Below are 22,793 nucleotides of genomic sequence, written 5' to 3' on the forward strand. Positions count from 1 at the left end.
GTCTACTGGCGGCCAGAAGGCCTTGCTAAATTGCTAGCCACCATCGACTCAGCCGCTCATCCAAGGAGCTCCTATGCCATCGTCCAGACAGTTCAAACTCCCAGTACGTACTACACCTTATGCCTTCGCTCTTTACATGTCCGCCATCATGGCCTTCCTGATGTGCCTGGTTATCACCGCCGCCAATAATGGCATCCAGGAAGACTATCTGAACAACGTGCTCAAGGCTTATAAGCTCGCTATGCCGGTAGCCTTCGTGTGTGTTCTGTTGGTCAGGCCGATTGTGTTGAGGTTGGTTTCTTGGACGGTGCACACAGTTCGCGATAGCCGTCCTGAGTCTTAAACCATGCGCTCTATTCAAGATCAGACGTTTGATAAAATTCACCTGTCCGCCCCGCAGCTTCAAGAAAGCCTATGATTCAGATTCGGATATCTACATCAGCCGACCTTCCAGCACTTGTCGCCATTTGGCACAGATCCGTCCAAGCAACCCATGACTTCTTGAGGGAGCAGGATTTTCAAGAGATCGAAACCAGTGTGTCGGAAAAATATCTTCCTAATACCGACGTATGGGTTGCTGTCGATGAATACGATCGCCCTATCGGATTCATGGGGCTTTCCCAAGCCCACATCGACACTCTGTTCATCGAACCGGAATTACGTGGGAAAGGCATTGGTAGAATGCTCATCGTGCATGCTGAACATGTTTCCGGCTCCCTTACCGTTGATGTGAATGAGCAAAACCAGCAAGCGGTCGGATTCTATAAACGAATGGGATTCATCGAAACTGGCCGCTCTGCGGCCGACGATGAGGGGCGGCTCTATCCTCTTTTACACCTAAGCAAGAGCTAGGTAGCTCGATCTTCGGTCATTCACGCATGTCCGCTTTTGGCCGGTTTCTGCCTGTTGCGGCGGGTCGGTTGGGGACGCGGCACATCGTCAGTGCGCACGTCCTCTCGCTCGACTCAGGATGAAACTTTATTGTCTTCCCACACGTGCAAGCCAAGGAAATTTTTTCCGCCTGGAATGATAGTCAGCTGCGGCCGTTTGGTTTTTAGGCCGCTTGGGATTTCCGGCAGTGGTGAAAGGCTGAAGCCATCCACCAAACCGGAGATCCCGCAATGAACAACGCATCCAGCCACCTGACACCGGTCCATACCTCCGCCAACCGCCTGTTCGTCCAGTACGGTCCCAACCAGAAGGGCCGGGACTTTGCCGTGGGTGACATCCACGGCGAATTTTCCCTGCTGCAGCGCCTGCTGGATAAGGCCGACTTCAACGAGCAAACCGACCGGCTGTTTGCAGTCGGCGATCTGGTGGACCGGGGGCCGGAGTCCCACCGTGTCGCCTGGTGGCTTTTGAAGCCCTGGTTCAAGCCCGTTCGCGGCAACCACGATCAGTGGTGCGTGGAGGCCGGCCTGTTCGAAGAGCCAGTCGGCCACCGCCAGCATGGCGGCAAGTGGTTCTATGCCTTGAGCGACGAGCTACGCCCCTTCTTAGGCAGGTTTCTCAACGAGCTGCCCGTGGCCATCGAGATCGCCGGGCGCTCGGGCGAGCGCTATGGCGTGGTGCATGCCGAATGCACCTGCTCAAGCTGGAAACGCTTTGTGGAGGCGCTGGAAGGCGAGCTGGGCGACTCCTATCGCGACCACCACGTCACGGAGGCCCTGTGGCGTAGGAAGCGGTACGACGCCGCCGACACCCGCCCCATCGCCGGCATCGAGCGGGTCTATGTCGGACACACCGTTGTCGACGAGGTGCTGGACCTGGGCAACGTCCGCTACCTGGACACGGGCGGCTGTTTCGAGGGAGGCCGGCTCACCCTGGTGGAGATCGGCGGATCGGAGGCGATATTTTCTGTCGAGAAAGTTTGCGCCAGCGAGAAAAGTTTCTGCGAAGTTCAATAATAACTACGGGGGCTGAGCAAACAGGAAAGTTTTGTTTTCTCATCAGCCCCCGAAACTAAACTCGCACGGACAGCGAGGACTTAAACGTGAGTCCACTCCTCATCAATAGTTGCTCCAGCTCGGGTTTCGCCTATCGGCTGAAGGCCTGCCTTTATGGTTCTGGCTATAGTCGACATGCTATTTCGGTGGGTACGGGTATTTCCGAGCAAGTGCTCGCCGACTATGCCAACGGAACAACTCAGCCCATCCTTTCCGACATTGAAAAGATTGCCCGCTTTATTCAAGTCAATCCGGCCTGGCTGGCCTTCCGTATCGGTGAAAAGAAACTTCCGAGCGAGGCCGAGTTGATTACCCCGTATTTGAACGATGCCGGCCTGAGCGCTGAACAATTGGAAGACAAGTATCGCCAAGCTGGAAAAAACGAGCATCCGCTGTTCAACAAGACGACCTGGGCGTTCTCGATCGGCGAGGATGACACGGTTCTCGAGTACTGGGCCTGGGTGGCGTTTCGCATCGGCCGAGCCCTCGGCAAGCGCTCGCCCCATTGACCGAAGAGGCCGGCGGGGAACCGGCTCCTTCTCCTGGTTGGGTGCCTGGCTCGCGCCAGCAGGCCGGCCCCGATGGGGGGATCACACCGTGGGGGAAGCTGTGGGACTGTCCTGCGGGTGACTGGTAGAATCCACAATTTATGCGGCCTATAGGTGATTTGTACGAGGATAAAGTCTCTGCGTACAGTACGCTGGGATCTGCGCCAGCCACCAATAGATTCCCCCTGCAAACCCGTTCTCCACCGATTGCCATCGCCCACCAGCCCGGTTGAATCATCATGAGCAAACTGACACCGAAGCTCGTCAAGGAAACCACCGCCCCCGGCACCTACCAGGACGGCCGGGGCCTGTTCCTGAAAGTCACCGCCGGAGGGACGAAAAGCTGGGTGTTCCGCTACAGCTTCCAGAGCGCCCGCCGCGACATGGGGCTGGGTTCCTTCCCGGCGGTCTCGCTGCGGGATGCCCGACTGGCCGCGGATAAAGCGCGCCTGGAATTGGCCCAAGGCATCGACCCGCTCGGCAAGCGTCACCAGTTGCAGCACGAGGCGCGGGCGAAGCGGCGCAAGGGCACGACCTTCAAGACCGAGGCCGAGCTGTTCCTGCGCACCCACGCCCCGTCCTGGAGCCCACGCCATGCCGTGCAGTGGCGCAACAGCCTGGGCACCCACGTCTACCCCCGGATCGGCGAACTGCCGGTGGCGCAGGTCGACACCGATCAGGTGCTCGATGTGCTGGCGCCGATCTGGTCGACGACGCCGGTCACCGCCACCCGGGTGCGCAACCGCATCGAGCTGATCCTCGATGCGGCCAAGGCCCGCCAGCTGCGCACGGGAGAGAACCCGGCGCGCTGGCGTGGCCACCTCGACAAGCTCCTCCCGCGTCACAAGCGCAGCACCCTCCCTTTTCCGGCCCTGCCGGCCGAGCAGGTGCCCGCGCTCCTGCACCAGCTCGACCGGCTGCCGGGCCCGGCCGCTCGCGCCTGTGAACTGCTGATCCTCACGGCGACCCGCAGCAGTGAAGTGTGCGGCGCCCGCTGGGAGGAGTTCGATTGGGAGGCCCGGATCTGGACCCTCCCGGCCCACCGGATGAAGGCCAAGCGTGCTCACCGGGTACCGCTCACCGAGGCCATGCTCGAGGTCTTGGAGCAGGTGCGGGGCAATCACCGGGACTATCTGTTTCCCAATGCCCGGCGCAGCGGCCCCCTCCCGGGCAACGCCCTGCGCCGCGTGCTCGACGCCGTGGGGGCCGAAGCCTGCGTTCCCCACGGCTTCCGCTCGACCTTCCGGACCTGGGCTGCCGAGCAGACCAACCATCCGCGCGAGGTCTGCGAGATGGCACTGGCGCACACGCTGGAGAGCAAGGTGGAGGCGGCCTACAACCGCGGCGATCTGCTGGACAAGCGCCGGGCGCTGATGGAGGAGTGGTCCGCCTTCCTGGGCACCTTCGAGCGCGAGGTGGTTTTCAAGGCACTGTCGGTATCGGAGCCTGTTTCGGGCGAGTGAGGGCGGGATTTCCCGCTGGCCATGAGGCCCAGCGCTCGGTGCGCCAGCAGCGCCAGGACGAGGAGGGATGTTTTACCGTGCCGATTATCCATTGCACCCAGCTTGCCCTGTGCGAGTAGGTCCGGCCAGGGCTTGGGTTTTCCTGTTGCCATGCGACGCTGACCCTACACCACTCAATGCGAGGAGACTCCATGACACCGTTTGAAGAAGGCGTACTGTATGCAGCGGCGCTCCTGGTTCGCCTGCATGACCAGACGACCATGGCCGCTGATGTAATCCGCGAGGCGGGTCTAGCTGAGCGTGATTGCTCAGTGCTTTCTGACGACCAGAAAGAGGTCGCGCGTCAACTGCCTTGATCACTCTCGCGTAACAAAAGTGGAAGTGGAGCGGGAAACGAGACGCGCAGTTGGCGTCCTACCGATTGAAATCTAAGGGATTTATTTTCTTTCCGAAGCCGGAAAAGACTCAATTCCGGGCTTGTTTTCGGGGGGCTTCAAGAGCAAGAAACGCTCTCGCTCTTTGCCCAAGACGAAAAAACTACAAGGTGAGCAACCATTCCACCATTGAGTGCTTATCTCACCAGCAATATGCAAATCAGCCTGAGCCACCCCCTCTCTCGCCAAGCCCTCGACTGTGCGCAGAAGATGGGATGGTATTGATATTCAGGCTGTGTCGACCGTATATCACATGGTCTCGACTACCTCGATTCCCAAGAGTTCCAGTCCCTCCTTCAAAGTCCGCGCTGTCAACTCACAGAGCTTTAGCCTCGAACCGTCGACCTGCTCGGCCGCGATCACCGGGCAAGACTCATAGAAGCGTGAAAACGCCGTTGCTAATCCGTAGAGATAACCACAGAGCACGTGCGGCAAGCTCTCGCGCATAACTTGAAGCATTATGTCTTCGAAACGCAGCAGCTCAAGGGCAAGCTTGTGCTCAAGGGGTTCAATGATCTTCAGGACTTGCTCGTCAACGTTACCCGCTTTGAGCAGTACACGATTGGCGCGTGTATACGCGTATTGCAGGTAAGGCGCGGTATTACCTTCAAAGGACAGCATCGCATCCCAGTCAAAGACGTAATCGGTGGTGCGGTGCCGAGATAAATCAGCATACTTAATGGCACCGATACCCACGACCTGGGCCACTTGCTTACGAGTCGCGGGGTCGAGCCCACTGTCCTTGGCTGCGATCAACACATCCGCTCGTTCTACAGCCTCGGTGAGCAGCGCATCAAGCTTGACTGACTCCCCGGATTTAGTCTTCAGCGGCTTGCCGTCGGGCCCCTTGATCGTGCCATGGCTGACATGCTCGAAGCCCGCGTCCGGCGCCAGGAAGCCAGCCTTGCGTGCAACCAGGAACAACTGCTGGAAATGGAGGGCCTGGCGCACATCCACGACATACAGGCAGCGATCAAGCTTGAGCTGCCGAGTTCGGAAGCGAATAGCTGCCAGATCGGTGGTGGCGTAAAGAAAGCCTCCTCCTTGCTTCTGGACGATAAAGGCCGCTTCCTGGCCTTCTTTGTTGGTGTACTCCGACAACATAACGACCTTGGCACCCTGGCTGAGGGTAAGCAGGCCCTTGTCCTGCAGCGTCTGAACCAAGGGTTGCAAGTCGTCGTTGTAAAAACTTTCGCCTCGGATATCCGATTGCTTCAGCAGCAAACCCAGGCGCTGGAAGATATCCAGGGAGTGAGACAGCGACACCTCTACGAAGGCATGCCACATGCGCAATACTTCGGCATCCCCCTGCTGCAGCCTGACCACATAGTCCCGTGCGATGCGCGAAAAATCCTCCGATTCATCGAAACGCAACTTAGCCTGCTGATAGAAGCGGTTCAGGTCCTGCAGTTCATAGTCCTGCCGCTGGATATCAGTCGTTTCCTTCATGTACGCCAATAGCATGCCGAACTGAGTTCCCCAGTCCCCGACATGGCTCTGCAGGATCACATCCTGACCCATGAACAGATTGATCCGGGCCAGGGCATCACCAATGATGCTGCCACGCAGATGCCCTACGTGCATTTCCTTGGCCAAATTGACAGAGGCGTATTCCACCATCACTCGCTTGGCGGGCTGGGGTTCGATCCCCAAGTTACGAGCAAGTAATGCGTGCTCCAGGCGCTTGCACAGGAAGTCGTTGTTAATGGAAATATTGATAAACCCCGGACCCGCAATCTGCAGGTGCTCGGCTACACCGTCGAGGTCTACTTGCTGCACAAGTTGCTGTGCCATTTCACGAGGCGCCAAACCCAGCTTCTTCGCAGCCGCCATAACCCCGCTCATTTGGAAGTCACCGTACTCGGGACGACTGGCTAACTGAATCACCGGTGGACTATCAACAGCACCCAGCTCAGTTAGGGCCGCAGCAAATCGTTCGTCCAGAATGCGCATTACAGACATGTCGGATACACCTAATCCTTGAAGATAAAAACATCAGGCGGCAACCCTGCCCCTCACCTGACGGCGTAGTTTTGCAGCACCATGACCACACCGCACAGCGCAGCCAGCCCTATGAACATCCATTGACCGCCCACCAGATCAAGCATCCCGCCACCATAGATCGGCGAGAGTGCAATGCCCACGCGGTAGAGACTGGAAACGCCAAAATAGGTGCCGCGCAGGCTTTCCTGAGCCAACCGGTCGACCTCAATGCTGAAGATGGGAAACACGATCAACTCGCCCACACTCAACAGCAGTGTGGCAAGCGCCAGCCCCCACAACACCGTCACAGGCGAGCCAGCGAATACCAGTTGCGAGGTTAGCATCAGGGCCATCCCCCAGAACAGCCGGCAGCGTGTGGAATAGCCCTCCAGCAGGCGCAATATGGGGAATTGGGTAAAAACAACAATCAACGAGTTGAGCGTAATCAGGATCACCAATAAGGTGACTGGGTCCTGCACTTCGCTACGCGCCAAGTACTGTGGCAGGGTCGAATCGAACGAAGCGTAGACAAAGGCGGCTAAGGTATTACAGAGCATAAGCAGGGTGAAACGTCGATGCTTCAAGACTGCGCCAAAGGCCACCAGGAAGTTCGGCGTCAAGCTGCTGGTATGTCGCCGTAACCGAGCCTCCATGTCTCGCAACAGATGCCATAGAAGCAGGCCAAACACTGTGTAAACCAGTGCACACGCAGCGAACACCAACGTACGCGCGCTGGACAACAGTAACATTCCAACCAAAGGCCCTATGGATGCGCCGACGTTCACCAGGAAATAATTGACATACAACGCCAATTCCCGAGAGGGCAAATCCTCTACGCAATCACCTATAAGAACCTTGCAGGTTGACTCTAGCAGCGAGCAGCCAACACTCACACCAGCTACCGCCAGTCCGAACCAGAAGACCGAGTTGGCCTTGATGAACAGCAAGAACGACAGTGCGCTCAATAAAGCCCCCGCCAGGACCAACCGACGACGGCCAAAACGGTCGGACAACCAGCCGGTGTAGATACTACTCAGCGCACCGCCCACCATAGCCACTGCCAGCAAGGTGCCGATGACCGTCGCTCCCAAGCCATAGTCCTGGTAGAGAAAAATCGCCAGGAACGGCCAGATCAGGAAAAACGCGCTACGGGTCAGTAGAGTGCCGAACAGGACCACATGGATTTCCTGGGGCAAGGTTCTGTAGCGCGTCCAGCTGAAAACTCTTTCAGCCATGAGCCGGCCCACTTCTCCCGAATGAGGGGGCCAAACCCTTCACGTTCTCCTTCACTGTGTTACCTGGCACGGTTCATTCTCCTGAGCATGGAGCGCAGTGATCAGCACCTGATGCTCCTGATCAGTGATTGGCAGCGCCCAACCTGGCATGCCACCGGACAATACATTGACCGCTTTGGAGCGGCCATTACAGCGGAAGTAAAGACCGGACATCTGTTGATTGATGTAGTACAAACCAAACACTACGAACTGCTCCACTGGATTATTCCAAAGGGTTTGTGGCAAGCCATACGAGCACTGCCGGATGTTGACCTGGGCAATCCATTCAGCGTGTTTCTGACCGATACTGGCACGAATCATTTCGGGCTCAGCTTCTGCGCCGAGGATCACACCCTTGCCACCCGTGGAGTTACAGGGTTTGAACACCAACTCCTCGCGCCGTTGTAGCAAGCCTGGAAGATTTTCCGGGCTGACCCGCACCGTCAGGGGTATACGGCGGTCGATGGCGGCCTTCTGATCAGGGTCCAGAACCTTACGCAATGCGGGATCATGGAACAGTGAAAACCACGACTTGCAGCCGGTCACGTAGTTCTCAAACGTATTAAGCAGCAGCGCACCCGAGCCGCAGATACGCCGAACGAGATCACCACCATCGACGATTTCCTCTTCAAGGAATAAACGATAGACCAACGTCCGAGCACCTTCTTCAGGCGTCAACCACTGCGCCTGGTATTGATGTTCCTTGATCAGCACAACGTCTAAGTCCGGACAAGCATCGCGTACATAGTTAAGCAACGGCTGGTAGGCCGAAGGGCCGCTCCAAGGCTGGTAAGCCTCAAGGTCCAGCAGCACCACTCGGGTGCGTTGCTCCTCTTTACACAGCCTCTGGATTAGCCGCGCCAAATCGACATAGGGTGATTGCCCGTGTTTGAACTCGCTGAGCTCCACACCTCTCGACGCCAAAAAGCGAGCGCTGAAGTCATGCATCTGCGGGCCCTCAATGGCCGGTCCTATATTCAATTCGCACAGTTGATACTGACCGTCCTGGCTTAGCAGCACATCCGCGCGCCCGATCAGTCGTCCGCCCTTTTCCAGCAACGACCAATCCACCAAGTCTCGAATCTGAGCGGGGACATTAAAAAGATCGAGGATGTCCTGGCGGCTATGCAGGGTCAACAGGTGCGCGAGTATTTGCGACTGCGCGCTTAATATCAGGCGTAAGTCAGCCGCCACCGCCTCAAATGCATCGGCGGGAAACAGCGCCAAAGGAAAGGGGGTCGCTTTGAAACCCTGGGGCTTGATCAACTGCGGGTCGCGCAGGGCAAACGCATCGAACAACGGGCGATTGAGCTTCACAAAATTCATGGGTGGCGCCTCCTGAAAGAGAAAGAGAGGAAAAACCTGCGATGGGATAAATCAGAGAGTCGCTTCGCCGCCATCGATCACGATGTCGGCGCCGGTTACCCAGGAGGCCTCGTCACTGGCCAGAAATACCGCAGCTCCAGCGTGGTCCTGTGGGGTACCCGCGCGGCCAAGAGGAATGTCTTTGCCACGCTCGCGCCACAGTTGCGGATCATCCTGCCACTGGTTGCGATTACCTTGAGTAGCCGTCAGCCCGGGCGACAGCGTGTTGACGCGGATGCCCTGAGCGGCGAACTCATAGGCCAGGCTTTTGGACAACATCGACAGTGCCGCCTTGGAGGCCTGGTAGTGGGCCATCAGGCTGATCGCTTTGAACGCGCTGATCGAGGAAACGTTGATCACGCTGCCAGCGATTCGCCGCTCCAGCATATGGCCGATGACCGCTTGGGTAAGAAAGAACGGGAAGCGAAGGTTGGCGTTCAACACCTTGTGGTAATCGTCGATGGACGTTTCGAGAAACCCCGTGCGCGTGGTGATGCCGACGTTGTTGACCAACACGTGCAACTCACCGAACACAGCGAATACCCGCTCGGCCAAGTGCTGCGCCGCACTTTCGTCCCCCGCGTCGACCTGAAACGCCTCGCAGACTACTCCCAGCTCTCGCAACTGACTCAGCACGTGTGCCGTTGCGACTTCGTCACGCTGATAAGTAAACGCGACATTGGCACCTTCCTGCGCCATAGCCAGGGCAATGGCCTGACCGATGCCGTGACTGGCGCCGGTGATCAGCACGTTCTTGCCGGACAATCGTTGCTTTACCATGAATACATCCTTGTCATGCCTGGCTACCAGGCGCTGGTGTTGTTCTAAAGACTGACGTGTGCACCAAGGCTCAGTGCCTGTGCCGAATGCAGAAGAGCCGCTGCCACCGCCACATCCTGAATGGCCGTACCCACCGATTTGAACAGGCTGTTGCCAGTGCTGAGCGGCCGGTGTGGCTGGCTCAGCAGGCTAGCGATTTCCTGCACATCACCGGGCATCAGTACCCCAAGACGCAGGCTTTGAATCAGCTCGCCAGCCTCACGCAGTGCTGCGTCACGCTCCTCGACGTAAACTGCGGCCTGCCCGAGCAGCAGAGGATCAATCTCACAGGCGATTTCATCGACGCCGCCGATGGCGTTGATATGGGTTCCAGCCCGCACATCCGTGGCTCGAACCAGCGGATCAGCACTCGCCGTGGACGTCGCAGTACAGATGATGTCCGCCGGGCGCACGGCCTGGGCCACACTGTCGGATATCGTCACCTGCGCGCACAGCCCGGATGCGCTGACCCAGGCGGCTAGTGCTTGGACCTTGTCGGGCGTCTTTGAATAAATCAACACGTGCTCGATAGGTCTCACAGCGCAGACCGCCTCAATCTGGCTGCGCGCCTGGACACCCGCACCGATCACTGCCAGCACGCGAGACTCGGGCCGCGCCAGCAGGTCGGTGGCCAGCCCAGCCATGGCGCCAGTACGTAGTGCTGTGAGGTGCGCGCCTTCCATCAAAGCCAGGATCTCACCCGTCCGGCTGTTGAGCAGGATCACCACGGCGTGGATCAGCGGTCGGCCATTGCTCGGATTGTTCGGCGTGATGGTGGAAATTTTAACCGCAACGGTTTGCGCCTCAGGCAAGGCCGCCGGCATCACCAGCACCTGATTGCTGTCCGCGCTGGAACCTAGGGTCATGATGGTACGCGCCGGCACCTGCACGCCGTCACTCATGGCAGGTGCCAGAGCCCGCCGCAGCGCTTCGATGGCCTCGGGCATCGATAGCGCCTGGGCCATGGCTTGCCGATCGAGACTCAGAAATTTCATCGCGCCTCCAATTCGACTGCCGGCTCGTTCAGAGACGAGCGCCGCGGCACGAGAAAAGAACGTTGGTAGCTGAGCACTACGGTACCGTCTACCTTGAAACCCTCAGTCTCGATGGTGGCTATCCCCTGCCCAGGCCGCGACCGGCTGGGTCGAATGGCCAAAACCGTCGACTTGGCATAGAGGGTGTCGCCGATATACACCGGGGCGCTCAAACGCACTTTGTCCCAGCCCAGATTGGCAATGGTGCGAAAACTCATGGTCTGCACCGACATGCCATTAATGATGGCAAAGGTCACCACACTGTTAACCAAGACTTTGCCGAACTCAGTGTTCTTGGCGTATTCCTGGTCAAAATGCAGCGGATGCTGGTTCATCGATAACAGGGTCAACCAGGTATTGTCGGTTTCCAACACCGTGCGCCCAGGCCAATGCCTGATCACGTCGCCAGGCGTGAAGTCTTCAAAAAACATGCCTGGCGACTCCAGATACTCACCGTTTTCCAGCCGTTGCAGCGTCGAGATCATGGGTGCGCCCCCTGAGTGAAATTATTCAGCAGCTTGCGTGCTTTCTTGATAAACGGAGGCCCGATCATGTCGCCGTCCAGAGTGAAGATTTCACCGTTGCTGTGCTTCGAGCGGCGCAGGATCTCTCGAGCCCGCTCAAGCTCCGCGGCACTAGGCGTGAAGACGTCCATCACCGTGGCCAGCTGTCGCGGATGGACGATCGCCTTGCCATGAAATCCCAAGGCTTTGACCGCCTGGCTCTCCTGAAGCAGCAACTCCGGGTCATCCAGGTGATAGCAAGCAGTGTCGATGGCGGCAATGTCGTAGCGCGCCGCTGCATTGGCGATGCGCTGGCGGGCATAAAGCATGTTCTCCCAGCCGATATCTACGCCCAGTTCGGCAGCGAAATCTGCCGAACCGAACACCAGGCCCGAACACTGGCTGGCAATGTCGTCAATAGTGTCGATCGCCTCCATAGTTTCCACAGTGACGTAGAGCTGCACCTCGCGCTCCAGGCTGCTCAGCAGCGAATGAACAATCTCAAGCTCACAAGCGTCCCGGACCATCGTCAGCACAACGATGTCCGGGGCTAGCCCTTGGCTGATGAACGCGCCAAGATCAAGCAGTCCGTGGGGTGAGCGCAGTTCATTGATCCGTACGGCTATCCGGGAAGAGGACGTCGGCCCCTTGATAAGTTGCAGGCAATGCTCTCGGGCCTGATCCTTTTTGGCCGGAGGAACCGAGTCCTCCAAGTCGATAAGGCACACATCGGCACCTGACTCTCGGGCGCCCATCAACCGCTCGAGGTTGAATGCCGGGGTGTAGAGGATCGAGCGAGGCAAGCGGGGAATCGGAGCCGCGGAATTACCTGGTGTTTGCATAACCGGACACTCGCAATAATGGATATGGGTCAGGACTCGATGCAGCCGCGCAACAAATTGCACATCGAAAGCACCTGCTCCTCGCTGATGGAGGAACGCATCATGACCCTCAGCCCCGCGTTATCCTTGGCCACAATGGGGAAGAACACCGGCGACACATAGAAGCCGTTTTCAAAAAGCAGCCGGCCGCTGCGGATCACTTTGTCGTTGGGTAACTGCACCAGCCTGATTGGGAAAGCGTTGCCGGACTGCTCGGTACGGATGAATTCGTCGAACAGCTGAATGTTTTTCGACAAGGCAGACTGGCGAGCCGCCAGCTCGGGGCCGCGATGCAATTGCGCCGAAGCCAGGGAGGCACCAATAGCAGCCGTGTTCATCGGTTGCGACCAAGCCATCGGCCCACCGAAACGGGTCAGGATGTCTTCGACCTGCTTGCCCTTGGGGCCGAACATGATGGCCGCACCACTGGTGCCGAATGCCTTGTTCAAGGTAGCGACAATGATGGTATTTTCGTTGACCTCAGCAATCTGCGAACGCACATACCCTTCGCCCCGCTGGCCAACGATCGACAGCGAATGGGAGTCGTCCAGATACAGGAACAACCCGTACTTCTCCTGCAGGGTCAACAGGTCCGAGAGCGCCGCGTGCCCGCCCATGCTGTAAGTGCCGTCGGCGACATAGGCAACCTTGGGATACTTGCGGCACAGCTCTTCCAGGGCGTTCATGTCGTTGTGGCCGATGGTAAATACCTCGGTCTCGTCGCCGCACACCGGCTTGTACAGGCTCATGGAAAAATGCGCGAACTTGTCAAAGGCCATCACTGGCCGCACGCCCTGAGTCAGGTGCCCGGAGGCCAGCAACGGTAAAATTCCCGCCGTCGCGGCGCCGACGGAAATCGCTGTAATGACCTTGGCGTCGAACAATTGCGAGAGTGACGATTCCAGCTCCAGCAAGGCTGGAATCTGGATGCGGATCCGAGAAATGCAATGATCCAATACGCCATATCGCTGCAATGCATCGACCGCGCCCTGAACGATGCTCGGGTGCGAGTCCAGGTCAAGATAGGAACAGCAACTGACGTTGATAAAACGATGGCCGTCGGCAGTCTCCAGGCTGCCATCGCCCATCAGGTTAGCAACGATGCCGGCCAGGCCATTGCGCTCCGATTCGTCCCAGAACTGGTTTCCGTAATCGAAAGCCTTAAGGTTGTTGCGATACTTATTAGTGGCCTGAGGTTGAGTGTTGTCGGTCATGATGAACTCCAGAATCCGGATAAATGAGCGCCGTTCAGGTAGGCAATACGTCGAGGGGCTGGGCTTCAAACACCGCTAGCCGCCGCTTGAAGTCGCTGTCGGTTTTCCAGACTGCGAAGATGTCGCCGTTGGCACCGACCATGATCAGCGCGTCCATACCCTTGGCTCGGTTGAGAGTCTGCAGGGCGTGTGCAGGCGTCTGCGCAATCGGGCTACCCACGTTCAGCGAGGTATTCACCGAAGCTTCGACGCCGCACAGTTTCCCCATCTGTTTGAGATAGGCATGGATCAGCGGATTAAGAGACTGGCGCACGATCTGCAGACGACTGGTGCCATCCACATGGACCACTGCTGGAACCCGGCTGCGGGCCTCAGGGTGCGCACGGGCAGTAAGCACCATGTAGTTGTAGGCCGAGTAGTCATCGGTCTTGGCCCCTTCGTCCAACTCAAACAACCGATGCGCTTCTTCGAGGGTGACCATGGGTGCCAGAGGGCGGATTTTTTCCCGGAACTTCACTTTGGAGTTCAGCAACTCCAGGGTGTTGGGGTGGCATGGGTTAGCCAGAATGCTACGGTTGCCCAAGGCCCGAGGACCGGTTTCGGCCGGCCCCTGGAACACCCCGATCACCGCGTTACTGCACACCAGATTGGCCATGAAACGTGCAACCTCGACCAGCGAGTCCGACCGATTCAGCGAGCCAATCTTACGCGCCTCCACCCCTTGCTCCTCGGCCACCGCACGTTGTATCTGCGCAGTGGACGGCGCCAGACCGCAGAGATAAGGGCTGGCGAAATCGTTGCGCGCAGCGGCACCATTACGCATGGCAAACTGGAACGCCGCCCCAAGGGCCACGCCGCAGTCGCTGGGGATTGGCGGCACCCAAATCTTCAAGCACTGATCCTGGCCCAGGTAGCGCTTGAAGTAATCACGATTGAAGTGCTTGACCAAGTGCATGTTGGCGATGCAATTAAGCGCAGTCCCGCCGGTGAGCACCAGCTTGTGTGCACCCGTTTTGCGGATCAGATAATCAACGATATGAAACAGCGCGTCCTCAAACACCAGTTGCAGCGCCTGGGCCTTGTCGACCCTATCCTGGGTGATCTCCGAATGTTCAATGTCGTCCACGCTAAGGACGCTGTCCGGATTCCACATGTCCCCTGGGGCAATAGGTGCACCGAGAATGTCGATCAACGACTGGCCGTAAGGCTCGGTGTGACTCTTGATATGCCAGTTAGCCATGATCCGATTGACGTGGATGTTGCCCTCGTCGGCAAAATACAGAATCTGGCGCAGCCGCTTGTAATACGGGTTGGTCAAACGGCTAGGGTTGCCCCAAGCGGCGGCCCCCATGTAGCGTCCTTCAGAACTGAGAAAGCTCCAGCCGCCCTGAGTCGAGCTGATGTAACCGTAAAGGTAGCCCAGCGAATCGATGGTGCTCTGGTTCTGTCGATGGCAAATGACCTCCCCCTCACGTACTTCGTAAAGTGAGATGGCGCCATTGTCGCCGGTGCCATCGAGCACCGTGAGGATGACCGGCTCTTTCTCCCGAGCGAAGGGTGATATGGCATAGGCAAGGTAAGCATGGTTGTTGTGGTGATGCATGCCGATCAGCGGCTGGGTGGTTTCCAGCCCCAAACTTTGAGAGATCCGCTTCGGCGCGCCGAGGCCCTTGACCAAGTGACTGAGGTTGAAATTCGGATCGTGCCTTGGATTGAGTAAGGTCAGGCTGCTGGGGGCGTGTTCAAAGATGATCTTCAGGTCGAAGCCCAGGGCGCTGATGTAATCCCAACTGCCCAGGATGCAGAAGATATCCTTCGCCGCGATGTTGCGGCTGGCCATTATCAGGCGGATCTCAGCCAAGCTGTGCTCGGGGAATTTGTTTGAGTGTTTTTCCGCGCTGAAACGCTCCTCCTCATTGTTCGCGATAATGTTGATGCCATCCTTGGTGCTGACTTTGATCAAAGCAACACCCGTGTTGTGCCCGAACGGGCCGACGCCCAGCAGGTAGAGACTCTCGCCCTGAGCAAGGCGCCGGGCGAACTCATCCCCGCGTTGCTGGGCAAAAGTACTTTCACCACTGTAGAAATGCTGGCGCTGGCCCAATTTCGTGTAAACAACGTCAGTCACGCGCTTGACCCATTCGGGCAGTCGCTTAAGCTTCGGCCCGTAGGTTCCGTATACCTTAGTCATGTCGATACTCTTCTGAGATAACGCTCAAATCCGTCCTGGATTCAGTTTCGGCAACGATCTTCAGCTGCCCGAACTGCCGCGCTGGTGATGATGTCCAGATTGCCCGCGTAAGCCGGCAGGTAGTCCCCTGCCCCCGTGGCCCGGACCATGGCCATCACTTTGCCGTCGATCAAGCTGGGCTCCATGATCATTGAATAGCCGGGCATGTACTCACGCACCTGCTCAACCATTGATCGGGCACTACGCCGCAACCCGTCGATATCCGGGTTGTCCATTAAGGCGAAGATGGTGGTTTGCATATCCACCGGCGGGTCGGCAGGATTGATGTTGAGGATCGACTTCACATTCGGGGCACCAGAGAAATGCTTGAGTGCTCTCTCAGTGGTGCACAGGTACTCATTCACGTTCAGGCGAGTCGCCGCTCCGGCGCTACGCGCGGAAATCGATGACACCGCCTCCACATACGTGAGGTTCTGCCCAGTGCGTCGTATCGCATGCACGATCGGCAGGGATGCCTGCCCGCCGCAGGTGATCATGTTGAGATTTTCAACATCCCCTAATGTGTTCGAATTGATCGTCGGCACACACCAGGTGCCCGTATCGGCAGGGGTCAGATTGATCAGAAGTTTGCCTTGCCCTTCGAGTACTTGGGCATGTTGCAAGTGTGCCTGAGCGCTGCTGGCATCAAACACCACATCAACTTCATTTAGATGCTCAAGCAGTTCATCAATGCCGTGATGATGACAACGCACTCCGAGTTTCGAGGCATACTCAAGCCCCGCTGATTGTTGATTACGCCCAATAAAATAATGACATCGCAAATAAGGACTGCGCATCACCTTAATAAGGAGATCACAGCCAATATTGCCGCTACCTAGTATCGCAACTCTAGGCACCATGAAGCGCATTCCTTGTTTATGAGAAATCAGGTGAACTCAGCGCGCCTTGGCCAAATTCATCGCAACTTCAATAATCAGATCTTCCTGACCTGCCACAACATTTCTTTTACCCAGCATGCGATATATATCAACCGGAGCAACGCCATATTGCTCAGCAGCTTTCAACACCGGCTTTTCAAATCCCGAAAATACTCCGTACATACCACTGACAATATTCATTGCACTGATATTGGGTTGACCGAGTTTGATTCTTTCGGTGGTCTGTTGTGAGGCGGCGATTACGGCAAAGGCTTGGGCCTGCTCTACAACGCCGAGTCTCATAAGGGCAGCGCACAACACTTCCAACGGAGTGTTGCCTGCTCCGGCGCCGAGACCATTGATGGTGCCGTCAAGCATTAGAGCACCTGCCCCGACAGCAGTCAGACTGTTAGCTACTGCCAGCCCAAGGTTATTGTGTGCGTGAAAACCGATAGGTACCGGCAACTCTTGGGCCAGCAGTGAGATCTTTTCAGAGGTGTCTTGCTCCATGTAAGCACCCGCGGAGTCCATCAGCACAATGGCGTCGGCCCCGTAGCTAACCTGCAGCCGGGCTTGCTCGAGCAATGTCTGGGCACTGGCCATGTGGGTCATCATCAAGACACCCTGCGCCTCGGCACCCTGTGTTTTGACGAATTCAATATAACGCGCGGTGGTATCGGCTTCAGTGCAATGGCAGGCAATACGCAGCACGTCTACGCCTTGATCTATCGCCATGTGCAGGTGATCAATCCTGGCAAAGCCCGGTATGGCGTGAACCCCTAGACGGGTTTGACGCAAGGCATCACGAGCCGTACTTAGCATTGCCTCATCACTGTGTGGTGCTAACCCCAGTTGAAGAGAAGACGCTCCCAGCCCGTTTCCATGCCCGACTTCTACGCAGTAAAGCCCGCAAGCATCCACAGATAGGCAATAGGCACTAATATCCACTAAGCCAAGACTATGTCCAAGCGCATGGTTTCCGTCCCGCAATGTCGGGTCGTAGAGTTTAACTTTTGTCATAACTGCAATCCTTTGCATTCCCCGTCGATGGGGCGACTTAAGATCCACCCCTTTCAAGGTCTTGCACTTTCCCATGGGGGAAGAGCCGGGGGAGTTAGGTTGATACCGCTTCGGTAGGAGCGAATTTATTCGCGATGCTTATGCTCTTGCCGCCAATCGCAGATAAATCTGCTCCTACAGCCTTGCCGGCAAGCAGCCGATCGGCGTTCGGCCGAAGACCTTGAAAGGGCTGGACTTAAGATCCTGTTCCGCGCATAACTTCCTTGGAGCGCTTGCCGGTCTCATAATACTTTCACAGCCGCCATCAAAATAACGGCACGGTTAAATCCTATAGATTTTCATCACCACAATCTGATCGGTCTCCGCACTTTATTTCAGCGACTTTCTGACCAACCCATCAGCTTCTAACCAAAACCGTTTCGGATGATTTCATAGCTTTTCGGCAACTGTCAACCCGCTTTAGCCGGGGTTGGGATCAGGCGTTATGCTGGTGAGAAGTGTTGGCCTCATTTGGGATCAACATCGCGGATGGCAAGACGCTTCAGGTGCACTCATAGCATTCTCATCGGGCCCTTACCGCAATAATGCGTTGTTCATTCGTAAGTCGGAGCTGGATTTCTATTTGGAGAAGACTGGACAGAGCTTGCTATATCGGCGGTTCGCGAATAGAGGCTTTTTTGACTCTGGAGGCGATACTGGCTCGCAAATCGACCTGATCGCCTATCTGCAATACCTTCCTCAGTCTTGAGCGAAATCAACCGCGAGCCAGGTATGAGCCTCACAGGTTTAGACTACTGGTCACGTCCCCCTTCATTTTCTTTTCCTGCACGAAAACCGCCGGGGCGGCCTTTCCCGCTGGCAGCAGGCTCCACTGCTCGAGCGCCAGCAGCACCAGGCCACCCGCCTGGCCGCCCATCGCGCCCAAGCCGTGCCGTGCGAACAACGCCCGACTTGGGTTCTTCCGTGACCATGGCAGCCTGAAGGCCTGCAGCAAGTAGCTGCCACTCACGAGGAGTCGAAACCATGTACCTGATCACCGAATCCGGCCGGAACGATAAGGCCCCCTACGATCCCGCCCTGCTGGCCTTCATTCACGAAGGCGACGAAATTCGCAACCCCTACCTCTCGCCCTGCGGCCGCTACGAAGTGGACCCCGTTGCCTTCTACGGCTTCAGGGAGGTCCAGACCGGCGGCATCTGCAGGGCGCTGGATCTGATCTTGCCGGATGGGTGCGTGCTGCGCCTCACCGACGAGGATGGCCTCCGCACGCCCGATCCGGACGAGTGGGAAAGCGCGATCATCGGCCGCCTGAGCAGCGATCACGCCGAAATCGCCTGGTGCGTACTGGGGGAAGTTCCCCTGGCGACCGACCCGTGACGGGCACCCCGCCGCCCGGCCATCCCGTCAGCAGAAGCCCGTTCAACTCCGAGGAAACCCGTCATGCAGTTCAAGCGCGCCGAGCGCCACGAGGCGATCACCTACACCTCCCGCAAGCAGGCCGCCTTCAATCGCAAGCTGGTCCGCGAGCAGCAGTCCATGCCGCTGTTCGCCGATCAGATCGCCCAGGAGCAGCACTCCTGGGACGAAGAAAAGCGGCGCAGGGACGAGCGAAACCGGCGCAGCGTGCAGAGGATGCGTGACCTCTATGCACGGCAGTGGCGCAAGGTCCGCAAGGATTACCATGCGCTGCCGCCCGAGCTGAAGGCGCAATGCAAGGCCCGATGGCACGCCTTCTGGGGACCGAAAACTCCCGGCAACCTGGCCTACTTCGTCGACCAGCTGAACGGTGCCTTGGCGGCCAGAATTGCCGCCGGAGAGGCTCAAACCCAACGGATACGCCAGAAGATCCTGGCTCAGGCACAAGCCCAAACCTCTTTCGAGTGATCGCCCCCTCCGGGCTGGCGCTTGCCGGCCCGGTCAACCGCAAGCCCCCTCTGCCAGCAGGCGGACTACCTAAGCGACAACGTGCAATCGAACACAGCACCGCCTGCACGCCAAGGTCGAAAGCCTGCTGCAACTTCTATTGCCCTTCATGCCGTCAGCCAGACTGCTTTAATTTGTTTATTTGTTAGTTTGTTTATTTGTTTCGTATGATGCTGGGCAAAATCCTATAGGAGACCAAGCATGCGCCCCAGCGAATACACCCCAGAAGAGATCATCCAGGCAGGCGAAGCCCTGCAAGCGGCTGGCCGCAACGTCACCGGATTTGCCCTTCGGCAGAAGGTCGGTGGAGGCAACCCCAACCGGCTGAAACAGGTCTGGGATGAGCACCTGGCTCGCTCATCCGTCGCCGAAGCCGAGCCGGTGGCCGAACTGCCAGTGGAAGTGGCCGAGGAACTGGCGGCCGTCGCCCGGGCGCTGACCGAGCGCCTGGCGGCCCTGGCAGTCGAGCTGAACGACAAGGCCGTGAAAGCAGCCGCGCGGCGCGTAAGGGAAGTGGTCAGGGCTGCCGGCGAACAGCGCGAGCAGGCCGAGCGGGAGCTGGCCGACGCGGCACAAACCGTCGAGGACTTGGAGCAGCAGTTGGGCAGCACCCAGGAAGAGCTGGCTGCGACCCAAGTACGACTGACAGAAGTGCTGGAGCAACGGCAAAAACAAGCCGTTGAGCTCGCCCAGCTACGCGAGCGCGCTGCTGCTGCCGAGAAAGCGGCCAACGATGCGGCCCTGGCTGCGTCTCGCCGCGAGGCCGATCTGATGGAGCAAATACAGCAAGCCCGACGAGCCGAGCAGGCCGCCCGCGAGCGGGAAGCCACCGCCAACGGCCAACTGCTGGCCGCGATGCAGCAGCACGAAGAGGATGCGAAGGCCAGCGCCGAGCTACGCCGCGACCTGGAGAAGGCGCGCAAGGAGACCGAGGACACTCGAGTCCACCTCCAGACCGCCCAAGCACGCCTCGACGGTGCCGTCCGCGAGATTGAGGAGGCCCGCCAGCAAGCACGCGAGGCAGGCGCCGAGGCGAAACAGGCCTTAGGCGAAGCCGCGGAACTGCGCGGTCAACTCGCAGAGTTGCGAGCGCAAATAGAACGCCTGAAGCCAGCTGCCAAAGATACTCACGCTTGAGGCTTGAGTGCCTAGACCATCTGGATCTTTGCAACACGTGATGCCGGCAGCAAGTCGGCATGAACCAACAACAGCTGCAGTACGTCCCCCTCTACGCGCCGACCGCCCCCTTGGGATTCTTTCCACCCACGATAGCTTGAACATGCTGCAGGCAAGCCCAATGGCAATGCCTGGGCGGCATGAACCAACCATGCCCACAGAAAACCAGGACGTACCGTGTGTGCGGCCCCTCAAGCAAGGAAACCGACCATTGAGCGACAAGACAGGAATTGAATGGACCGACGCCACCTGGAATCCCATCAGGGGCTGCTCGCGTGTCTCGGACGGCTGCCGGCACTGCTACGCCGAGGCGCAGGCAGCGCGGATCATCAGCATGGACCGTGGCCGTGGCATACCGGAGGGCCAGGGTTCCTATGACGGGCTGCTCGCAGTGGGTGGCCAGTGGAATGGGCAAATCAAGGTCGTGGAGCCGGCCATGGACCAGCCGCTGCGCCGGCGCAAACCGCAGCGGATCTTCGTCAACAGCATGAGCGACCTTTTTCACGAGAACATGTCCGAGGAGGTCATGCAGCGGATCTTCGCAGTCATGGCATCGGCAACGCATCACACCTTCCAGATCCTGACCAAGCGTGCCGAGCGCATGCGCGAGGTGATGAGCAGCAAGGATGCTCGGTGGATTGCCGAGGGGCAGCGCGAAGGCATCTTGAAGCCGGGGGCATACCATGTGACCTGGCCATTGCCGAACGTTTGGCTGGGCGTGACCGTCGAGAATCAAGCTGCGGCCGATGAGCGCATTCCGCAGCTGCTCGAGACGCCGGCCGCTGTGCGCTGGTTAAGCATCGAGCCGCTGCTTGGGCCAGTTCACATAGAGAACTACCTGTGTGAACGCGCAGAGGACGACGGCGGTGCGCCATATCCGGACCGGATTGACTGGGTGGTCGTCGGCGGCGAGTCAGGCCCGAACGCGCGTGCCATGCATCCGCACTGGGCAACCAGTCTGCGCGACCAATGTCTGGCGGCTGGCGTGCCCTTCCTGTTCAAGCAGTGGGGCGAGTGGCGCCCACCAGTGACCGGCGAGAGCTTTTCCACTGCACTGGGGCAAGCACAGCGCATTCCGGCCTTCATCGTCGCCCCTGCCGGCACCGTGCACTGCTTCGAGAACGAAGCCACCACGAATGGCGGCGAGGTGATGCTGCGCGTTGGAAAACGTGCCGCTGGACGCCTCCTGCAGGGCGAGCTGCATGACGCCTACCCGACCGGAGAGACAGCAGCATGCCGGCCCGCCGCCGTCGGGATGAATATGGCCCAGCAAGGCAATTGATCCTCCTTCCAACGCCGATAGCCCGCCCGGGCACTGGGCGGGCAAGCACTCGCCCGCCAGCTCAACGTTATGGCCTACAGAGCTGACCAGGACGCGCCCGTTGGCCCATACCCAACATTCCCAAGGAGGCTCCATCAATGGCCACCCCCTCCCGCTATACCACCCTGCCCGGCTTGCTGCGCGCCACCGAAAAGGTGCTGAAGGCAAGCCTCGCCGGCCAAACCCGTTTCGATGGCCAAAGCCTCGGCATGCGGCTCGCCAATGCCAGGTTCATCGCCAGAGAAAAGTTCGGCTCGGATCAGCCGATACGAGCTCTCCAGGAAAGGTATGCGATCACCCGAGCCCAGGATCTCCTGGGTGGGAACACCGTGTTTGGATACCCTCTGCCCGTCCGGGATTACGTCGAGGGCGACAATATCCCCGGCCTCGGCCGCGTGCGAGCAACTGCTGGTCGCCGGCAACGGGTACCACAAGCGGTGCTTCGAGCAGACCGCGTGAGGCGCCAGCGACTCATTGCAGACCGCCTCTCGCCGGCGGCAATAATCCGTGGCAGCCAGGGGGAGGCCCGATGAGCCTGACCGACCAACAAGCCGATAAGAAAAGCTCCTCCATGATCCCCCGACCGCCTCCAAAGCCATGACACAGTGCCATCCTGCCCCGGCCGATAATTGCTAGTCTGCTGCCCCCAGATCCAATGGTGCTGAGCGATAACCGCCGGCTCCCGGCCAAGGAATTCAGCACGGCCAGCGTCCAACCTACAGAACAATCAGCAGGAAGCGGCGATGTCGCCGGACAGACAGACACTGGAGAAAGCACGCGC

At 58.5% G+C, this 22,793-nt stretch carries 23 protein-coding genes; 11 read left to right on the forward strand and 12 right to left on the reverse strand.

What is annotated here, in order from left to right:
• The first annotated feature begins 73 nt into the window (after window positions 1–73).
• From ACYVD0_RS13535 to ACYVD0_RS13560, 6 genes are all read left to right on the forward strand, one after another.
• Window positions 74–343 carry a DUF2798 domain-containing protein gene (locus ACYVD0_RS13535; protein ID WP_460427281.1) on the forward strand — a complete coding sequence of 90 codons (270 nt, stop codon included), beginning with the start codon at window positions 74–76 and terminating at the stop codon, window positions 341–343.
• A gap of 74 nt (window positions 344–417) precedes the next feature.
• Window positions 418–852 carry an acetyltransferase gene (locus tag ACYVD0_RS13540; RefSeq protein ID WP_460427305.1) on the forward strand — a complete coding sequence of 145 codons (435 nt, stop codon included), beginning with the start codon at window positions 418–420 and terminating at the stop codon, window positions 850–852.
• A 269-nt stretch (window positions 853–1,121) separates the two neighbouring features.
• Window positions 1,122–1,907 (forward strand): metallophosphoesterase family protein, encoded by a 786-nt coding sequence (locus ACYVD0_RS13545; protein ID WP_460427282.1) that lies wholly within the window; start codon window positions 1,122–1,124, stop codon window positions 1,905–1,907.
• A gap of 86 nt (window positions 1,908–1,993) precedes the next feature.
• The gene (locus ACYVD0_RS13550; RefSeq protein WP_460427283.1) at window positions 1,994–2,455 is read left to right on the forward strand and encodes a helix-turn-helix domain-containing protein; all 462 of its coding nucleotides are present in this window, start codon (window positions 1,994–1,996) and stop codon (window positions 2,453–2,455) included.
• Between the two features lie 278 nt (window positions 2,456–2,733).
• Window positions 2,734–3,957, forward strand: a complete 1,224-nt coding sequence (locus tag ACYVD0_RS13555; RefSeq protein ID WP_460427284.1) for a tyrosine-type recombinase/integrase — start codon at window positions 2,734–2,736, stop codon at window positions 3,955–3,957.
• 191 nt (window positions 3,958–4,148) lie between these two features.
• Complete coding sequence (locus ACYVD0_RS13560) at window positions 4,149–4,313, forward strand: hypothetical protein (RefSeq protein ID WP_460427285.1); 165 nt, start codon at window positions 4,149–4,151, stop codon at window positions 4,311–4,313.
• 327 nt (window positions 4,314–4,640) lie between these two features.
• Here the strand turns inward: ACYVD0_RS13560 and argS are convergent, their stop codons facing one another.
• The 12 genes from argS to ACYVD0_RS13620 all read right to left on the reverse strand — a co-directional run bounded on the left by argS (window position 4,641) and on the right by ACYVD0_RS13620 (window position 18,601).
• Complete coding sequence (gene argS / locus ACYVD0_RS13565; protein ID WP_460427286.1) at window positions 4,641–6,353, reverse strand: arginine--tRNA ligase; 1,713 nt, start codon at window positions 6,351–6,353, stop codon at window positions 4,641–4,643.
• 53 nt (window positions 6,354–6,406) lie between these two features.
• Complete coding sequence (locus ACYVD0_RS13570) at window positions 6,407–7,609, reverse strand: MDR family MFS transporter (RefSeq protein ID WP_460427287.1); 1,203 nt, start codon at window positions 7,607–7,609, stop codon at window positions 6,407–6,409.
• Between the two features lie 51 nt (window positions 7,610–7,660).
• Window positions 7,661–8,974, reverse strand: coding sequence for a hypothetical protein (locus tag ACYVD0_RS13575; protein WP_460427288.1), 1,314 nt, complete (start codon window positions 8,972–8,974; stop codon window positions 7,661–7,663).
• A 51-nt stretch (window positions 8,975–9,025) separates the two neighbouring features.
• Window positions 9,026–9,793: an SDR family NAD(P)-dependent oxidoreductase gene (locus ACYVD0_RS13580; protein ID WP_460427289.1), complete on the reverse strand. Its 768-nt coding sequence runs from the start codon at window positions 9,791–9,793 to the stop codon at window positions 9,026–9,028.
• A 44-nt stretch (window positions 9,794–9,837) separates the two neighbouring features.
• Window positions 9,838–10,827 carry an ornithine cyclodeaminase family protein gene (locus ACYVD0_RS13585; protein ID WP_460427290.1) on the reverse strand — a complete coding sequence of 330 codons (990 nt, stop codon included), beginning with the start codon at window positions 10,825–10,827 and terminating at the stop codon, window positions 9,838–9,840.
• The gene (locus ACYVD0_RS13590) at window positions 10,824–11,351 is read right to left on the reverse strand and encodes a MaoC family dehydratase (protein ID WP_460427291.1); all 528 of its coding nucleotides are present in this window, start codon (window positions 11,349–11,351) and stop codon (window positions 10,824–10,826) included. Before ACYVD0_RS13590 ends, ACYVD0_RS13585 begins: the two co-directional genes overlap by 4 nt.
• Entirely contained in the window at window positions 11,348–12,172 is an 825-nt protein-coding gene (locus ACYVD0_RS13595) for an HpcH/HpaI aldolase/citrate lyase family protein (RefSeq protein ID WP_460427292.1), read from the reverse strand. Before ACYVD0_RS13595 ends, ACYVD0_RS13590 begins: the two co-directional genes overlap by 4 nt.
• Window positions 12,173–12,240: 68 nt before the next feature.
• Window positions 12,241–13,464 carry an 8-amino-7-oxononanoate synthase family protein gene (locus ACYVD0_RS13600; RefSeq protein WP_460427293.1) on the reverse strand — a complete coding sequence of 408 codons (1,224 nt, stop codon included), beginning with the start codon at window positions 13,462–13,464 and terminating at the stop codon, window positions 12,241–12,243.
• 34 nt (window positions 13,465–13,498) lie between these two features.
• Window positions 13,499–15,655, reverse strand: coding sequence for a carbamoyltransferase C-terminal domain-containing protein (locus ACYVD0_RS13605; protein ID WP_460427294.1), 2,157 nt, complete (start codon window positions 15,653–15,655; stop codon window positions 13,499–13,501).
• A gap of 41 nt (window positions 15,656–15,696) precedes the next feature.
• Complete coding sequence (locus ACYVD0_RS13610) at window positions 15,697–16,554, reverse strand: acetylating acetaldehyde dehydrogenase (RefSeq protein WP_460427295.1); 858 nt, start codon at window positions 16,552–16,554, stop codon at window positions 15,697–15,699.
• 36 nt (window positions 16,555–16,590) lie between these two features.
• On the reverse strand, window positions 16,591–17,592 hold the full coding sequence (dmpG, locus tag ACYVD0_RS13615) for a 4-hydroxy-2-oxovalerate aldolase (protein WP_460427296.1): 1,002 nt from the start codon (window positions 17,590–17,592) through the stop codon (window positions 16,591–16,593).
• A gap of 778 nt (window positions 17,593–18,370) precedes the next feature.
• Entirely contained in the window at window positions 18,371–18,601 is a 231-nt protein-coding gene (locus ACYVD0_RS13620) for a hypothetical protein (protein ID WP_460427297.1), read from the reverse strand.
• A 14-nt stretch (window positions 18,602–18,615) separates the two neighbouring features.
• On the opposite strand from ACYVD0_RS13620, the gene ACYVD0_RS13625 reads away from it, so the two are divergent.
• The 5 genes from ACYVD0_RS13625 to ACYVD0_RS13645 all read left to right on the forward strand — a co-directional run bounded on the left by ACYVD0_RS13625 (window position 18,616) and on the right by ACYVD0_RS13645 (window position 22,545).
• Window positions 18,616–18,969 (forward strand): hypothetical protein, encoded by a 354-nt coding sequence (locus tag ACYVD0_RS13625; protein WP_460427298.1) that lies wholly within the window; start codon window positions 18,616–18,618, stop codon window positions 18,967–18,969.
• 63 nt (window positions 18,970–19,032) lie between these two features.
• The gene (locus ACYVD0_RS13630) at window positions 19,033–19,476 is read left to right on the forward strand and encodes a hypothetical protein (RefSeq protein WP_460427299.1); all 444 of its coding nucleotides are present in this window, start codon (window positions 19,033–19,035) and stop codon (window positions 19,474–19,476) included.
• A 240-nt stretch (window positions 19,477–19,716) separates the two neighbouring features.
• Window positions 19,717–20,652 carry a coiled-coil domain-containing protein gene (locus ACYVD0_RS13635; protein WP_460427300.1) on the forward strand — a complete coding sequence of 312 codons (936 nt, stop codon included), beginning with the start codon at window positions 19,717–19,719 and terminating at the stop codon, window positions 20,650–20,652.
• A gap of 250 nt (window positions 20,653–20,902) precedes the next feature.
• Window positions 20,903–21,973 (forward strand): DUF5131 family protein, encoded by a 1,071-nt coding sequence (locus tag ACYVD0_RS13640; RefSeq protein WP_460427301.1) that lies wholly within the window; start codon window positions 20,903–20,905, stop codon window positions 21,971–21,973.
• Between the two features lie 137 nt (window positions 21,974–22,110).
• Window positions 22,111–22,545, forward strand: coding sequence for a hypothetical protein (locus tag ACYVD0_RS13645; protein WP_460427302.1), 435 nt, complete (start codon window positions 22,111–22,113; stop codon window positions 22,543–22,545).
• Window positions 22,546–22,793: the final 248 nt, after the last annotated feature.

The organism is Azotobacter armeniacus (assembly GCF_054779355.1).

Coding starts and splice junctions, on each gene's coding strand:
- ACYVD0_RS13535 (WP_460427281.1), top strand. CDS start 74: ATGCCATCGTCCAGACAGTTCAAACTCCCAGTACGTACTACACCTTAT.
- ACYVD0_RS13545 (WP_460427282.1), top strand. CDS start 1,122: ATGAACAACGCATCCAGCCACCTGACACCGGTCCATACCTCCGCCAAC.
- ACYVD0_RS13555 (WP_460427284.1), top strand. CDS start 2,734: ATGAGCAAACTGACACCGAAGCTCGTCAAGGAAACCACCGCCCCCGGC.
- ACYVD0_RS13560 (WP_460427285.1), top strand. CDS start 4,149: ATGACACCGTTTGAAGAAGGCGTACTGTATGCAGCGGCGCTCCTGGTT.
- argS (WP_460427286.1), bottom strand. CDS start 6,353: ATGTCTGTAATGCGCATTCTGGACGAACGATTTGCTGCGGCCCTAACT.
- ACYVD0_RS13570 (WP_460427287.1), bottom strand. CDS start 7,609: ATGGCTGAAAGAGTTTTCAGCTGGACGCGCTACAGAACCTTGCCCCAG.
- ACYVD0_RS13575 (WP_460427288.1), bottom strand. CDS start 8,974: ATGAATTTTGTGAAGCTCAATCGCCCGTTGTTCGATGCGTTTGCCCTG.
- ACYVD0_RS13580 (WP_460427289.1), bottom strand. CDS start 9,793: ATGGTAAAGCAACGATTGTCCGGCAAGAACGTGCTGATCACCGGCGCC.
- ACYVD0_RS13585 (WP_460427290.1), bottom strand. CDS start 10,827: ATGAAATTTCTGAGTCTCGATCGGCAAGCCATGGCCCAGGCGCTATCG.
- ACYVD0_RS13590 (WP_460427291.1), bottom strand. CDS start 11,351: ATGATCTCGACGCTGCAACGGCTGGAAAACGGTGAGTATCTGGAGTCG.
- ACYVD0_RS13600 (WP_460427293.1), bottom strand. CDS start 13,464: ATGACCGACAACACTCAACCTCAGGCCACTAATAAGTATCGCAACAAC.
- ACYVD0_RS13605 (WP_460427294.1), bottom strand. CDS start 15,655: ATGACTAAGGTATACGGAACCTACGGGCCGAAGCTTAAGCGACTGCCC.
- ACYVD0_RS13610 (WP_460427295.1), bottom strand. CDS start 16,554: ATGGTGCCTAGAGTTGCGATACTAGGTAGCGGCAATATTGGCTGTGAT.
- dmpG (WP_460427296.1), bottom strand. CDS start 17,592: ATGACAAAAGTTAAACTCTACGACCCGACATTGCGGGACGGAAACCAT.
- ACYVD0_RS13625 (WP_460427298.1), top strand. CDS start 18,616: ATGTACCTGATCACCGAATCCGGCCGGAACGATAAGGCCCCCTACGAT.
- ACYVD0_RS13630 (WP_460427299.1), top strand. CDS start 19,033: ATGCAGTTCAAGCGCGCCGAGCGCCACGAGGCGATCACCTACACCTCC.
- ACYVD0_RS13635 (WP_460427300.1), top strand. CDS start 19,717: ATGCGCCCCAGCGAATACACCCCAGAAGAGATCATCCAGGCAGGCGAA.
- ACYVD0_RS13645 (WP_460427302.1), top strand. CDS start 22,111: ATGGCCACCCCCTCCCGCTATACCACCCTGCCCGGCTTGCTGCGCGCC.